The sequence below is a fragment of the Methylobacter sp. Wu8 genome, assembly GCF_036440755.1.
Taxonomy (GTDB): domain Bacteria; phylum Pseudomonadota; class Gammaproteobacteria; order Methylococcales; family Methylomonadaceae; genus Methylobacter_A; species Methylobacter_A tundripaludum_A.
Window position 1 is genome coordinate 20,206 of the sequence record NZ_JAZGVT010000074.1, and the last position, 14,143, is coordinate 34,348.

At 44.9% G+C, this 14,143-nt stretch carries 14 protein-coding genes; 10 read left to right on the forward strand and 4 right to left on the reverse strand.

Translation table 11 applies throughout. From position 1 onward, the window contains the following. Positions 1-118: 118 nt before the first annotated feature. The gene (locus tag V3O24_RS16580; protein ID WP_104424835.1) at positions 119-1,027 is read left to right on the forward strand and encodes an NADP-dependent methylenetetrahydromethanopterin/methylenetetrahydrofolate dehydrogenase; all 909 of its coding nucleotides are present in this window, start codon (positions 119-121) and stop codon (positions 1,025-1,027) included. Positions 1,028-1,073: 46 nt separating this feature from the next. Continuing rightward, the gene (locus V3O24_RS16585) at positions 1,074-1,997 is read left to right on the forward strand and encodes an NAD(P)-dependent methylenetetrahydromethanopterin dehydrogenase (RefSeq protein ID WP_104424836.1); all 924 of its coding nucleotides are present in this window, start codon (positions 1,074-1,076) and stop codon (positions 1,995-1,997) included. A 72-nt stretch (positions 1,998-2,069) separates the two neighbouring features. Here the strand turns inward: V3O24_RS16585 and V3O24_RS16590 are convergent, their stop codons facing one another. After that, positions 2,070-2,714: a response regulator gene (locus tag V3O24_RS16590; RefSeq protein WP_331308086.1), complete on the reverse strand. Its 645-nt coding sequence runs from the start codon at positions 2,712-2,714 to the stop codon at positions 2,070-2,072. A gap of 206 nt (positions 2,715-2,920) precedes the next feature. On the opposite strand from V3O24_RS16590, the gene V3O24_RS16595 reads away from it, so the two are divergent. From V3O24_RS16595 to V3O24_RS16610, 4 genes are all read left to right on the forward strand, one after another. After that, a complete protein-coding gene (locus V3O24_RS16595; protein WP_104424837.1) occupies positions 2,921-3,733 on the forward strand; it encodes a MotA/TolQ/ExbB proton channel family protein in 813 nt (270 codons plus the stop codon). 24 nt (positions 3,734-3,757) lie between these two features. Then, positions 3,758-4,630, forward strand: coding sequence for an OmpA family protein (locus V3O24_RS16600; protein ID WP_331308087.1), 873 nt, complete (start codon positions 3,758-3,760; stop codon positions 4,628-4,630). A 242-nt stretch (positions 4,631-4,872) separates the two neighbouring features. Further along, entirely contained in the window at positions 4,873-5,361 is a 489-nt protein-coding gene (locus tag V3O24_RS16605; protein WP_104424839.1) for a flavin reductase family protein, read from the forward strand. 252 nt (positions 5,362-5,613) lie between these two features. Continuing rightward, positions 5,614-5,823, forward strand: a complete 210-nt coding sequence (locus V3O24_RS16610) for a cold-shock protein (RefSeq protein WP_104424840.1) — start codon at positions 5,614-5,616, stop codon at positions 5,821-5,823. Positions 5,824-5,955: 132 nt separating this feature from the next. Here the strand turns inward: V3O24_RS16610 and V3O24_RS16615 are convergent, their stop codons facing one another. Further along, positions 5,956-6,906, reverse strand: coding sequence for a DUF808 domain-containing protein (locus V3O24_RS16615; protein ID WP_331308088.1), 951 nt, complete (start codon positions 6,904-6,906; stop codon positions 5,956-5,958). 98 nt (positions 6,907-7,004) lie between these two features. Continuing rightward, a complete protein-coding gene (locus tag V3O24_RS16620; RefSeq protein ID WP_104424842.1) occupies positions 7,005-8,405 on the reverse strand; it encodes an MBL fold metallo-hydrolase in 1,401 nt (466 codons plus the stop codon). A gap of 263 nt (positions 8,406-8,668) precedes the next feature. Here V3O24_RS16620 and V3O24_RS16625 point away from each other — a divergent pair, with 263 nt between their 5' ends. After that, positions 8,669-10,354: a L,D-transpeptidase family protein gene (locus V3O24_RS16625; protein WP_258076694.1), complete on the forward strand. Its 1,686-nt coding sequence runs from the start codon at positions 8,669-8,671 to the stop codon at positions 10,352-10,354. Between the two features lie 46 nt (positions 10,355-10,400). Here the strand turns inward: V3O24_RS16625 and V3O24_RS16630 are convergent, their stop codons facing one another. After that, complete coding sequence (locus V3O24_RS16630; RefSeq protein ID WP_104424843.1) at positions 10,401-11,099, reverse strand: DUF882 domain-containing protein; 699 nt, start codon at positions 11,097-11,099, stop codon at positions 10,401-10,403. Positions 11,100-11,467: 368 nt separating this feature from the next. On the opposite strand from V3O24_RS16630, the gene V3O24_RS16635 reads away from it, so the two are divergent. The 3 genes from V3O24_RS16635 to V3O24_RS16645 all read left to right on the forward strand — a co-directional run bounded on the left by V3O24_RS16635 (position 11,468) and on the right by V3O24_RS16645 (position 14,142). Beyond that, positions 11,468-12,760 carry a flavohemoglobin expression-modulating QEGLA motif protein gene (locus tag V3O24_RS16635; RefSeq protein WP_331308089.1) on the forward strand — a complete coding sequence of 431 codons (1,293 nt, stop codon included), beginning with the start codon at positions 11,468-11,470 and terminating at the stop codon, positions 12,758-12,760. An 82-nt stretch (positions 12,761-12,842) separates the two neighbouring features. Beyond that, positions 12,843-13,262, forward strand: coding sequence for a hypothetical protein (locus V3O24_RS16640; protein WP_331308090.1), 420 nt, complete (start codon positions 12,843-12,845; stop codon positions 13,260-13,262). 85 nt (positions 13,263-13,347) lie between these two features. Further along, the gene (locus tag V3O24_RS16645; RefSeq protein ID WP_104424846.1) at positions 13,348-14,142 is read left to right on the forward strand and encodes an RMD1 family protein; all 795 of its coding nucleotides are present in this window, start codon (positions 13,348-13,350) and stop codon (positions 14,140-14,142) included. Position 14,143: the final 1 nt, after the last annotated feature.

Consider the following 14,143-nt stretch of genomic DNA (forward strand, 5'->3'; position numbering starts at 1 on the left):
ATAAAATTGTTTGGATGATACACAGATTCATCATCGGTTTAAAACTCAAATAGGTAAGGACATTTTTATTCTGCTGCTTTTTCTTTTATACTTGTCCGATAATTCATAAGGAGAGATCATGGAAAAGCCATTCATTTTACACATGCTAACCACAGCCAAAAACCTTAGTCCATTTGATGTCAATATGGCATTGGATGCTGGCTGGGTTTCCGCACTACCCTATATCAATGTTGAGCCTAGCGAAGTCCAGGGTCTGGTGCAGGATGCCATTTTTTCCCGCAGCCCCAAAAACTTAAAACGCACGGGGATATTCATTGGCGGACGCGATACCAAACAAGCGATGGATATGCTGAAAACTGCCAAACGCTCCATGTTTGCTCCTTTTGAAGTTTCCGTGTTCGCCGATCCTAGCGGCGCATTTACCACTGCGGCAGGCATGGTTTCTGCCGTTGAACGCGAATTAATGACTAAATTCGACACCACGTTGGAAGGAAAAAATATTCTAGTTTTGGGCGGAACCGGTCCTGTCGGCCAAGTGGTTGCAGTAATTGCCGCTCAAGGTGGGGCGCACGTCAAGCTTATCGGTCGTCAATTGGATAAGGCTCAAGCCATTGCCGACATGTGCAACAATGAATTTGGCGAAGGTAAAATTAACATTGAAGCCGGTGCCGATGCGAATAAAGGTGAATATATCAAAACAGCTGATGTTGTTTTTGCAACCGGCGCGGCGGGCATTGAATTATTAAGTGCTGAACTCATCGCATCGGCCCCTCAACTTAAAGTCGCCGCCGATGTTAACGCAGTGCCGCCATCAGGTATCGCGGGCGTTGACGCTTTCCATAACGGAACCCCCATTGAAGGCTCAATCAGCGGTGCTGTCGGCTTGGGCGCTATGGCAATTGGTAATATTAAGTATCAAACCCAGATCCTCTTATTGAAAAAAATGATCAGCAGCGAAAAACCTGTTTACCTGCATTTCGAGCACGCCTTTGAAACCGCCAGAGAATATATTAAATCAAATGCTTAAGTCTAACTTCTCGAATTAACCTGCATAACGATAACAAGGAACTCTAATGGCGAAACGCAGCATTCTTCACATGCTTGATCCCATGCCGAACAACAGCCCATTCGACATTAATATGGCACTGGATGCGGGTTTTGATGTGCTTATTCCCTATAACAACGTCAAACTGGATAGCGTTTACGGCCTGACTCAAGACGCAACTTTCTCCCGCAGCCCATCAGGCGTTAAGCGCACCGGCATTTTTATTGGCGGCCGCGACTTAGGTCTAGCCATGGACATGCTGAAGACAAGCAAGCAAGCCATGGTTTCGCCTTTTGAAGTATCGGTTTTTGCCGACCCCAGCGGCGCTTTCACCACAGCAGCAGCATTAGTCACCTGTGCAGAGAAAGAACTGAAAGCAAAACACAACAAAGAACTGAAAGAGTGTTCAATTGTTATTTTTGGCGGAACAGGTCCTGTGGGTATTGCGACAGGCATTATTGCCTCGTTAGCCGGCGCCGATGTGACATTAACCGACCACTTATCGGCTGATACGGCTTTGGACGTTGCTAAAGCCTACAATCGTCGTTTTAATTGCACTCTCAAAGGAGCCTTGGCCAATTCAGAAGCCGATAAAGTTCAACTGGTTGCTAATACCGATATTATTTTTTGCACGGCCAAAGCAGGCATTCAAGTTTTAAGTGCCGGGGTGCTAAAAGAAGCAACACAGCTAAAAGTAGCTGGCGATGTTAACGCAGTTCCACCTTTTGGCATAGAGGGCGTCAAAAACGACGATTGCGGCGCCCCCTTAAGTCACGCGACAAAGGCTCCAGGCGCAGTAGGCATTGGTGCTTTAGCCATAGGAAATGTTAAATTTCAACTACAGCATGAATTATTAGAAGCAATGCTGGGACCTGAACAGCCGTTGTATATTGACTTTAGATATGCGTTTAACAAAGCCAGAGAAATGCAATTCGGCCCCACTATAGACTAGAATAACAAGCAATTTGCGAGTTAAGCTAACCGATAACTCAGGTTTCCCGTTAAATTATGGGAACCTGAGTTGTTAAATCAAAGCATCATCAATATAGCCGAATTTAATTGCCAATCGAATTAATTCGACATCATTTTTTACGTGCAGTTTGCCGTAAAGACGATAGCGGTAAGTGTTTACCGTTTTATCACTGAGAAGCAACATTTCAGACATTTCTTTGATGGTTTTTCCCTGAAGAATTAAAGTAACAACTTCAGCTTCTCTTTGGGATAGCGCCGAAAATGGCGATTCATTACCCCCCGGCAAACTTTGAAACGCCAGGTTATTCGCAACTTCGGAACACAGATAACGTTTACCCTCCATTACCTTCCGAATGGCGTTAACCATCTCATCGACCGGGGATCCCTTAGAAACAAAACCTAAAACGCCAAGCTTGAGCAATTGATGAGGGATAGGACCGTCATTACGAACAGATACCGCAATGATCTTTACTTCAGGATCTTGTTGCAGGATTCTACGACAGGCTTCCACACCACCTATTCCGGGCATGTTAACATCCATCAACACAACATCCGGGGACAACGTAACAACCGTATCGACAGCTTTCTCACCCGATTCAGCCACACCGATAACCGTAATATCTTCGGCATCGTTTAATAATGCCTCAATTCCGGTTCGAACGAGCTCATGATCATCAACAAGCAGGACACTAATCATAACTTTTTTCCATTCCTTTATTGGTTAATTATAAAACAGTTCGCTACATAAAAATGATCGCATTCCTGTTTTCCAAGATTATCAATGCGCATTATATATCCGTATTTACACATAAAGTAGATTTAGCTGCATCGATGTAATATGATTTTACCAGATCAAAAACCATGAATACCCGCAGAATCAACATGTTCTGATATTATTGCAAAATGAAATTCAAAAAGACATCTCTACAAGCACTCCCAAAAAAAGTTAACTACTCAACAGCTGTAGGTATTTTCCTCAGCATTATTCTATTCCTTTTCATTGTTATATTTGCTGCAAATGACCCGCTTTCTTTTCTAAATCTGACAGGTTTTGTGATTGTTATTGGCGGCACGATTGCCGCTATCTTCTTAAGCTACCCTTTAAGAGACATTAAACACAGCTTGAAATCGCTCAAACTTATTTTCTTTTATGAGAGCTTAAATCCGCAACGAGAGGCCAATGAAATTATTACGGTTTCTCGAATGTGGTTTAACCGGGACAAACTCGCAATAGAAAACATTATCGACAGCATCAACAACCCTTATTTGAAAACAGGTTTCCAGCTTGTCGTAGACAATACGCCGGTAGAAGATATTCTAGCATTGCTCAAATGGCGCATTGCCCGCTTAAGAGCCAAAGAAAAAACCGAGGCTAATATATTTTATAGTCTGGCCGCCTACTCTCCGGCGTTTGGTATGCTGGGTACCCTGATAGGCATGATCAACATGCTGCAAATTATTGAGCTTAAAGACATAGCGGGCATAAGTTACAACATGGGGACTGCGTTAATTACAACCTTTTACGGCCTCATTATGGCTAATCTCGTTTTTCACCCTATCGCCATAAAACTGGAAAGACGTACCGAACAGCGCATCATGATCATGAGTATGGTCATGGAAGGCATTACACTGATAGCTGATCGCCGTAGCCCATCATTTATACGGGAAACACTCAAATCATTCATTATGCACTACGATAATGAATTAAAAGACTAAGCGTCCAACTTATCAGCACTGTAAATGAGTAAAGCCCCATTTTCAAAATTACAATCCTCCTTATCCTTAGAGGATCTACTTAACCAGCCGAGTAATCGCAACCCGCAAAACTGGCTGCTAACCTATCTGGATGTCTTTGTCCTGATCGTCATGTTGGTAATTACATTAATTACTGTCAGCGACATTAATACGGAACAAAAACCAACAACCCGTAAACCTAAAAAAGCACCTGTCATGGCATGTCAAACTATTGCTGCGCCTGTCTTCGTAAGCTGCCCACCCTCCGTTTTTATTGAAAATCCGCCTATCCAACAAATCATGCTCACTGAACAGATAGCCGAGATCAAGACTGAATCCAAAGAAAGCAGCATTGTTACCCCTACGCCAGAAATTAAAACCGAAACCACAATAAACCCTCCGCCAAAACCGGCCGACATCGACTCAACAGATGAAAATAAATTACACCAACAGTTAACTAAAACAATTGATGAGTTTGGTCTTAACAAGGCCGTCAATATAAAAATCGCTCAAGGCTATGCGCAGCTTGAGATTCAGGACAAAGTATTATTTAAATCCTCAGAGGCGGCGCTAACGGCGTCTGGAGAGTCATTATTAAAGCGCCTTACGCCTTTATTGAAACAGGCGGTCGGCCTGATTCTAATTGAAGGACATACAGACAACATTCCCATTAAAACCGCCCAATTTCCATCCAATTGGGAGCTGGGTTCTTCCCGAGCCACCAGTGTCCTGCATTTTCTGGTCTCGCAACAACTCGACACCAGCCGCTTACGAGCCATCACTTACGCAGACACCATGCCTATAGCCGATAATTCAACACCGGAAGGAAGAGAAAAAAATCGCCGCGTTAATATCTTGATAAAATTTTCAGAACACTGAAACAAGCAGCTTCCTTGGGAATAGGGGCTGAACATAAGAGAATATAATCAGCAGGTTCGGCTTTGATATTTTTAAATATTAACGATTAGACGCCAAAACTGACACCTTTTCTATCCTCGTATTTAACAAAATAACGCATCATTACTGTATCATATACTTCTAAATAACCTTAAAAAACGCCATATCTTGTCTACTTTTAGGCAAAACGTAGGCGGTATCTTTATAAATAACAGGGGAAATTAATGACTGTTGGTGTTGATGATTTTAAAAAAGCGATGCAACTATGGGCCAGCGGCGTCACTGTTGTGACGACGCACTCTGAAAAATTCGGCCTTCAAGGCATGACCGTAACCGCATTTTCCAGCGTATCGATTAATCCGCCTCAAGTATTGGTTTGTATTAATGAATCAGCTGACACCGGAGTAGGAATTCAAGAAAGCCAATGCTTTGCCGTCAATGTATTAACCGCATCTCAACAAGACGTTTCCAATCAATTTGCCGGCGGCAGCAGTCAAGAGCAGCGATTTGAAAATACACCATGGACGCCCGGCATTATCGGAGCTCCTATTCTGGATAGCAGCCTGACATCTCTGGAATGCATAGTCATTGAAAAAATCCACGCAGGTACGCACTGGATTATAATCGGCGAAGTACAAAACTGCGTATGCCGCTCAGGCGAACCGCTTTTGTATTATCGAGGCGCTTACCAACAACTTTTGATTCAGCCATAAACCAGGAATAACCATCTCTTAGTTGACATGCCGCGCCACCGCATTCACCTAATTTTTATAATAAATTTATCCCATTTGAAATTTTTATTACGATTGCAATGGAATTATCTTTGGACCTAGTTAAAATATTTTGCTCTGCTTATCTTTTTAGTGCTATCATCTGCCGCAGTTAAAGTTTGAGCCGGCTTTATTATAGAGCTGGGATTTGTAACGCCGACAAAAATTGGCGAATTTTTTAAGTAAGAGTGTGATATGTCAGAGCAAGTTGTAGGTACCGTTAAGTGGTTCAATGATGAAAAAGGTTTTGGATTTATTGAACAAGAAGGTGGCAAAGATGTTTTTGTTCACCATAGCGCAATTAACGGCACCGGTCGCAAGACCTTAAGGGAAGGCCAGAAAGTTACTATGGAAGTAACTCAAGGCCAAAAAGGTCCACAAGCCGAAAATGTAACCCCAGCGTAACAAACTCAATATACTTGACTCAAGACTCGCATCAGTCTTGAGTCAAGCTCATATTAAGCAGTTTTGAACTTATGGGCATAAAACCCATCAAGTAGAAGCTGGCTTAATGTCAAACAGTTATCGCGTTTTTTCCTATCTTTGAGCGCATCTGCAAAGATACTTCATTAATATTACGCCCCCTAAAACGAGTGCCCCGGAAAAAATACCCGTCAGCGCATTGAATAGCGAAAAAGCCAGAGTTTCAATCACGCCGCCAATACTAGGCACGATGTTGGCGCTTTGAGCCAGATGATCAGTGAAGCGGTGTGCGGCCGGAATGCCGTGGACTAGAATTCCACCACCGACCATAAACATTGCCGCAGTGCCGATAATTGTCAGCAATCTCATCAGGTACGGCGCACCAAACAAACATGCACGACCAATTTTATGCAGGATTCCCCCCCATAGTCTAAGGCCCTGCCTTTGACATAAATAGAATCCAGCATCGTCCAGCTTCACAATGAGGGCCACCAGACCATACACACCGATGGTCATAATCACCGCAATACCGGAAACTACCGCTACTTTGGTCGTAAAAGCCGCAGTTGCCACAGTACCCAACGTGATGACAATAATTTCTGCTGATAGAACAAAATCGGTGCGAACCGCTCCTTTAATTTTGTCCTGCTCAAACGCCACCAGATCGATCTCCGGATTAGCGACTGCCGCAGTCAGCTCGGCATGTTGAGCTTCATCCTCAGCGTGAGCATTCAACAACGGGTGCACCAATTTTTCAAACCCTTCAAAACACAGATAAGCGCCTCCCAACATCAGCAACGGCATGATTAGACCCGGCGCAATCCAACTTATTATTAGAGCCGTAGGCACTAAAATCAGTTTATTTTTCAATGAACCTTTCGCGACCGCCCATACTACCGGTAGCTCGCGATCCGCCCTGATACCGGATACCTGCTCGGCATTCAGCGCCAAGTCATCACCCAAAACACCAGCCGTTTTCTTTGCTGCAACCTTGGTCATCAGGGCTACGTCATCCAGGACCGCAGCTATATCATCAAGTAAAACTAAAAGACTGGTACCGGCCATCTTGAATTATTTTCAAATAGAAGTGAATGCATGGCTTTTTATAATTTGCCTATCCCGATTTGTAATATGTAAGTATTTTTAAGGCCCACTAAATTTATTTAAATAGTAATTTTCTCCCCTACCCGAGGAATATTCGCACTCCACCCTGTGCGTTTAAAACAGGTCTGCAATGATAACATAGCCGCTTTCTCGCCATGAATCAGATAAAGTCTCGGCTTGGGTTCATCAAAATGCCCCGCCCACTGTAACAACTGGCTTTGATCAGCATGAGCGCTTAACGCACCGAGTGTATGCACCTTAGCCGCTACGTTAACATCAGCACCCAGGATTTTTAAATGTGATTTCTTACCGTCGACAATAACCCGACCCAAAGTACCTTCGGCTTGAAAGCCCGCGATAATGATATGCGCATTGTGCCGCCATAAATTGTATTTAAGATGATGACGAATGCGGCCGCCGGTACACATGCCGCTGCCGGCAATAATAATCACGCCGCCGGCGATACGGTTAACGGCCATCGACTCTTCCGCCGTCTCTGAATAGATCAACTCAGGAAGCCAGGCTTGCCAACCATCGGGAGCAATTTTAGTGAATTCGGGATCGTCGATATTGAATAAATGAGCATTATCAGCGTAGATATTACTGGCTCTAATCGCCATCGGACTATCCAGATAAACCTGTTTCTGAGGCAGTCCGCCCTGACGCTGAATTTTACCTAGCCAGTAAATCAGGTCCTGGGTTCTGCCCACCGCAAAAGCGGGAATAATCACATTGCCGCCACTCTCTGAGGCTTCCGCCAATGCTGCGCGTAATTCCTCCAGCGTGTTTTCCAGCGGCTTGTGATCACGGTCGCCGTAAGTGGATTCAAGCAACAAGACATCGGCTTCGGTAAAAACAGTCGGGTCGCGCATTAACGGCGAATTCAAATTGCCCAAATCACCGGAAAAAACCAGTGTTTTGGTTTTGTCTTTCTCGTTAATGCGCAAACGCACGATGGATGAACCGAGTATATGGCCGGCCTCATGAAAAGAGACACTAAGACCGGGAAGTATTTTGCTTTCCGTGCCGTAGGCTATCGGCTGACGCAATTCCAGCAACGCGTTAACATCCGCTTCGGTATACAGAGGCTCAAGCAGCGGCTTACCGGCCCGTTCCCGGCGTTTATTTTCCCACTCGGTATCCCGTAATTGCAAATGGGCGGCATCCATCAACATCAATTCCAGTAGTGGAAAACTGGCTTCGGTCAAAAATACCGGCCCGTTGAATCCTCCTTTAACCAGCATCGGCAAACGTCCGCAGTGGTCGAGATGGGCGTGAGACAAGACCACGGCGTCAATACTGGCGGGATTAAACGGAAAATCGGCTTCATTTTGTTTTTCCGTTTCCTTGCTCCCCTGAAACAATCCGCAATCAAGCAGTATTCGACTGGAATCGGTTTCAAGTAAGTAACAGGAACCGGTAACTTGGCCCGTTGCGCCTAAAAAAGTAAGATTTGCCATTGCGTCGCCTAGTAGTTGATTGAAACTTAATAATGCTGTCGCCGCACGAATGGCTACCTCAAATTCCCACGACAATGCAGTTGATGTTAGAATCGTGCCGTCATCGAGCCATACAGCAAAAAGACTGATTATTATAAAAAGATTTATCGTAACCCAACTGCAATACTTAATATTACAAAATTTTTCAGCGAAGACATCAATTGAAAAAGACCATAGAATATTTTATTTCTCGATCGCTCATCTTTCTGTTCCTGATTTTCCCCATGCAGGCCCTACTTGCCGAAGAAACCATCAATCAGGAACACGGTATAGCCCGGGAAATTTCCGCGATTATTGCAGCCAAACAGCATCCTTACCTGATGCTGTCCAATTTTCCAAATCGTACCGAAGACCTTGAGTCCATCTACACGATGTCAAACCACCAACTGCTGTGGCTGGGCAACGCGAATGCTGAAAAAAACATTACCGATGTGCTCAATCTGTTGGCGAACGCAACTAGCCATGGTTTAAATCCAAAAAATTATGATGCCGATCCGCTACGGCAGAAACTGCTATCCATATTGAAACTTAAGCCTGATTCGTACAAAGAGTTAGCATTATATGACACGGCGATAAGTATATCGTTATTACGGTTCCTGCATGATTTACATTATGGCCGCGTAAATCCGCAAGGCATTAATTTTAACTTGAAGCTAAGAGAAAAAAAGCTGATCGACCTACCCTTGCTGATTAAAAACAGCTTGGCGCAAAATACGCTGATTCAATTACCGCTATCGGTCGAACCGACTTTAAAGCAATATCAAAAGCTAAAACAGGCATTGGCTAATTACCGTCAACTTGCCGCAACCGCGCAGCCTTTTCAGCTGGTTATAGAAAAAACCTTGCATCCCGGCGACACCCATCCGCAAATTGCCGAATTACAACGATTTTTAACTATTATCGGTGATTTGCCCAAAGATAAATCTGCCATCAGTACGGAAAACCCATTGCTATACACCGAGGCTATCGCTGCCGGAGTTAAGAATTTCCAAAAAAGACATGGGCTCACTGCCGATGGTCATATCGGAAAGAGCTCTGTGTCCACGCTTAACGTGCCTTTAAGCCAACGCGTAACACAAGTCGAGTTAGCTATGGAAAGACTGCGTTGGCTGCCTGAGTTCAATGGCGGAGCATCCATTATTGTCAACATCCCGGCCTTCCAGTTATGGGCGTTCGATGACATTGATCAAGCCGATGCCAATATAATTAATATGAGAGTCGTTGTCGGTAAAGCGCTGAAATACCAAACACCGGTATTGATGGCGGAAATGCATTTTATCGATTTCATGCCTTACTGGAATGTCCCTTACAGCATCATAAAAAACGAAATATTACCCAAACTAACTCGAAACAGTTATTACCTTGATAAAGAAAACATGGAAGTCGTTTCTGTATTTCGCGACTCGGAAAGCCCTATGGCGCTTAACGAGGAAACAATGAATCTGCTTAAACAGGGAAAGTTAAGAATCAGGCAGCGCCCCGGGGATAAAAACGCCTTGGGTAAAGTCAAGTTCATTTTCCCCAATAAAGACGATGTGTATTTGCACGATACGCCGGCAAATGCGTTGTTTAGCCAGTCAAGAAGGGATTTCAGTCATGGCTGCGTGAGAGTTGCCGCCCCTCAAAAACTGGCTGAATTTGCGCTTAAAAACCAGGATAATTGGAATGCAGAAACGATACAACAGGCCATGAACACGGCCAAAACGCAACGTGTGATCTTGAAAAAGCCAATACCGGTGTTGTTTTTTTATACCACGGCTTTTTTTGACCAGAATGATAATTTAGAATTTTACCCTGATATTTACGGTCATGACGCGGCATTGATGGAGGCTCTTAGCAAACCGGACGACCTACCCGACCAATTGCTTTTTATCGGCACTAATACTGCGCCGGGAGCGCTAATTAAATAAAAGCGGCAATCCGGCACATCATATTAAATAACTTTCGAATAGAAATCTAGCTACCCCAGGTTCTCACACTACCTGTATCCAGATGCACAAAGTCGGATTTTTCGTAATAGCCGACGCCGCCGCGACGCATGGCAAGCGCTGCATTTCTGATTCGTCTGGTATCCAAGCCCTCAATGCGTATATCAATCGCCCTGCCCTGCATATGCAGGCTGTTTTTGGCGACGCCATCGCTGTGTTTGCGCAAATCGGCATTGGTAGCCGGCGACCTATAACCGGAGACGATATGAAAAGGCTTCCTGACCTCAAGAGTATGTTTCAGATCATACAACTGATCCAGCAATGCCGGGTCAATAGGGTGGACACTACCGTCATGGTAGTCACGAAACAAATGATTAATTTCGTGAAGAGCATCTTTGATGTAACGGCCCTGCTCAAAATAAGTCAGCTTCAGCTGGTCACCTGTATGGGTGTTATGGAAAGCAAGCACCTTATGCGAGGGCGAGTTCCGATCAAATAGGTTATTGACATCCGCCTGATGCGAAGACATATGTGAAGACAAATGCCGATGCAGCGTGTCATGAATGCGCGTCTTATGGGAAGTCGAATGCGAATTAAGCATTGCGTGCGAGGCTATGTGTTTAACTTTAGCGTTTGCGGTCCCGATTCCCCCTGCCATCAGCAAGGAGCCATAAGCCATGTTTTTTAGGAACTTGCGTCTTGATGAAATAATGTCGCTTTCAGTCATAGTCGTGGTACTCGTGTCCATGCTTTATTACGTATAATTACAGAGATTTCATTTTGGTCATTTAACCTTAAATTAATCTTAAGTATTCCATGCATAAAGACATATAAAGCCTTAAATATAGATAATTATTTAAAATTTGCGACATTGAAATCCCCATCGGCTTTATCTATCCATTGAAACCTTGAATGCGATTTTGTCACGGACGCAGCTGCCCCCTCAAAAGCCGGTTAATCGAGTGATGAAGCAGCGTAAATATTTCATTCTCCACAAAGATCGCCATAAAACTTCGTGACCTACGTGGTGAATTTAAATATGTAATAAAGATATACTTACAACCTTGAACACTGCATCTCTAATGGACGACACTCATGCGCAAAAAAGCCATTAAACCCTCCGCTTATCTGACCGAAGTCAAAACGCTATCGGACCGGATCGTCAAGGCTCAACAACCGATCCGCATACTCGACGCGATCAAATGGGATGATCATATCAAACAGGCTTTTTTTGACAGCGATTGCAAACAATCGCCGATAGTCACCCCCGATTATTATCAAAAACGTCCCTTGGGCTTTGACCCGAACGAAAAGAAACAGGAGTTTTACCAAATCGAGCGTGATTTGATGCGCAAGCTTGGCCAGCTCAACCCGCTCAGCGTGATCATGCGCCGCATTTGCAAGGAATACCTGGACGTGGTGCGTATGCTGGAGACCAGAGGGAAACCGACCTTCGCCAATATTTCCCAGGAATTATACGGCTCATCCCAGGACGTTTTTCATGTCGGCGACCCAACCATTGCCGATCTCGGCAGCATGATGGAAGAAACCCTGTCGCAACTGCTGAAACTGGATTTCCTGGTCGAGGAGCCCAAAACCATCAACGCCAAGGATGCTGTCGCCATCCTTAACGAAAAAATTGAAACCGTGTTTCCGGGCGACGGCCTGCGCGCGATGCTTAGCGACGGTATCGTCGCCGATGCCGCCGCCGGCACCGATTACATTAAATTGCGCGCCGATGCATGGTTCAACATGCGCGACCTGCGCGTACTTGAAGTTCACGAAATATGGGTGCATTTGGGGACTACCCTGAACGGTCTGGCTCAACCCTATTGCACATTCCTCGGCAAAGGGCCGCCGTCCGCGACCATCACCCAGGAAGGGTTAGCTGTACTAATGGAGATATTAACCTTCAGTTCCACACCGAACCGGCTGATGCGCCTGATCAACCGAGTGCGCGCCATCACGCTGGCCGAAGAAGGCGCTGACTTTATGGATATATTCGATTTCTTTAGGGATAAAGGCTTGGACAAGGAAGAAAGTTATACGCTCAGCAGCCGGGTATTCAGGGGCAGCAGCTCTGACGGCATGCCGTTCACCAAAGACCTGACCTACATCAAAGGCTTTGTACTGACTTATAATTTCATGCGCCTGGCGGTCAGCAAGGGCAAACCTGATCGCATCCCGTTGCTGTTTTGCGGTAAAACCATGATAGAAGACATGAAGGTGCTGGTGGACCTGGTTGAAGAAGGCACCGTGATAGCGCCACGCTTTTTGCCGCCGCAGTTTAAAGACCTGATGGGCCTTTCGTCCTGGATGAGTTTCAGCCGTTTCATGTCGACCATGAATTTCCGGCAACTGGAACAAGACTATGCCAATGTTTTATGATTTGTGCATATAATTGCGCTTTGGCAGCGGCAGGGCCCCTCTTTACTGATCACGACAAAAATAATAATGACAAGGTAATCCTATGAAAGCACCAAGACTACTAGCCCTATTTTTTATAGTTTCCTGCTTTAGCGTCAGCGCAAGTCATGCAGCAGAGCATCATAGCGGACACGGCGCAAGCAGCAGCGGTGGCGGCGGCGGGGAAAATGCCTGCTCAAAACCGCAACTTACCAAGTTTCTGCCTGCAAATTTAGCAACCGTTGCGCCGGGGTCCGCGTTCTCTTTTTACGCTTTTAATGTGGAAAAACCCGAGCAAATCAAAGTCACTGTAAAAACCATCCCCGTTGAAGTGACAACGGAAGATAAAGAATCGTTTATTGTAGTAAAAGGGCATTTACCCGCCGAATTAGTTAACACAACGGCAAGAATCAACATCAAGGTTAACGCCAAGGTTTCAAGATGTAATGGCGAAGACGGCTGGCTGGTAAAAATTGCCGAGTAATAGCGGTTCTTTTTCATCTGCATCGGCAGATGGAAGTATCTGTCTGCCGACACGATCAACGAATGTTAATTTTTAAGAGCGTTTCATGTCTGAAAACCAGTCCATTAAACACTGCGTAGCTTTTTGTCTGGCGCAAAGCTTTGATATTAGCGCATTGGCAAAATTGCTTTCAGATTCATCGCTGATAAGAATTATTAAAGGCGCTTTACTGATTGAGGATGATCAATCCTGGTCGGTGGTCTTTGCTTACGGCGCTGTTGTGCACTGGAATGTCAGTTCGGAACAGCAGACCAAGTTGCATCAATTATTGTTGGATCATGCAGCTTATCCGCTGATTTCACCGGAGGAAGACAACTTCAGTTTCGCTCTCGATTGCCCCAACACCCGCATTGTTGAAGACCATATTGAAATCGAATCTTCGGATCCCATTCTGATATTTGCATTATCCCAAGGCATGGCCCAATCGATTAAGCTGGCCGCTTTTGAAACCAATGCCATTACAACCATCAACAACACCAGCTACATTCCCAAATCATTAGCTGAAAACGGAAGAATCAAATTAAGCCGTCATAAAATAGCGAAAATCCGCGGACAGCTGTTTTTAACCAAAAGCGACATCATTTTGAATTACGACCTGCTCGATACGCCTGATTTCTTTTGGGAATACCCGGAATATGAGGCTTTTTACGGCGTCACCGCCAAGTACCTGGAAATAGCCCAGCGGACCGAGGTTTTGTCAAAAAAGCTGGAGACTATCCACGAGTTATTTGAAATGCTGGCGGACGAGCAAAAACACCGGCATTCAACGATATTGGAGTGGATTATTATCTGGCTGATTGCTTTCGAAATAGGCATGACGATATTCGACAAAGTACTCTAAA

Bases quoted from the DNA above. Each gene is read 5' to 3' on its own strand.
- V3O24_RS16580 (WP_104424835.1), top strand. From the start codon at position 119: ATGGAAAAGCCATTCATTTTACACATGCTAACCACAGCCAAAAACCTT.
- V3O24_RS16585 (WP_104424836.1), top strand. From the start codon at position 1,074: ATGGCGAAACGCAGCATTCTTCACATGCTTGATCCCATGCCGAACAAC.
- V3O24_RS16590 (WP_331308086.1), bottom strand. From the start codon at position 2,714: ATGATTAGTGTCCTGCTTGTTGATGATCATGAGCTCGTTCGAACCGGA.
- V3O24_RS16595 (WP_104424837.1), top strand. From the start codon at position 2,921: ATGAAATTCAAAAAGACATCTCTACAAGCACTCCCAAAAAAAGTTAAC.
- V3O24_RS16600 (WP_331308087.1), top strand. From the start codon at position 3,758: ATGAGTAAAGCCCCATTTTCAAAATTACAATCCTCCTTATCCTTAGAG.
- V3O24_RS16605 (WP_104424839.1), top strand. From the start codon at position 4,873: ATGACTGTTGGTGTTGATGATTTTAAAAAAGCGATGCAACTATGGGCC.
- V3O24_RS16610 (WP_104424840.1), top strand. From the start codon at position 5,614: ATGTCAGAGCAAGTTGTAGGTACCGTTAAGTGGTTCAATGATGAAAAA.
- V3O24_RS16615 (WP_331308088.1), bottom strand. From the start codon at position 6,906: ATGGCCGGTACCAGTCTTTTAGTTTTACTTGATGATATAGCTGCGGTC.
- V3O24_RS16620 (WP_104424842.1), bottom strand. From the start codon at position 8,405: ATGGCAAATCTTACTTTTTTAGGCGCAACGGGCCAAGTTACCGGTTCC.
- V3O24_RS16625 (WP_258076694.1), top strand. From the start codon at position 8,669: ATGCAGGCCCTACTTGCCGAAGAAACCATCAATCAGGAACACGGTATA.
- V3O24_RS16630 (WP_104424843.1), bottom strand. From the start codon at position 11,099: ATGACTGAAAGCGACATTATTTCATCAAGACGCAAGTTCCTAAAAAAC.
- V3O24_RS16635 (WP_331308089.1), top strand. From the start codon at position 11,468: ATGCGCAAAAAAGCCATTAAACCCTCCGCTTATCTGACCGAAGTCAAA.
- V3O24_RS16640 (WP_331308090.1), top strand. From the start codon at position 12,843: ATGAAAGCACCAAGACTACTAGCCCTATTTTTTATAGTTTCCTGCTTT.
- V3O24_RS16645 (WP_104424846.1), top strand. From the start codon at position 13,348: ATGTCTGAAAACCAGTCCATTAAACACTGCGTAGCTTTTTGTCTGGCG.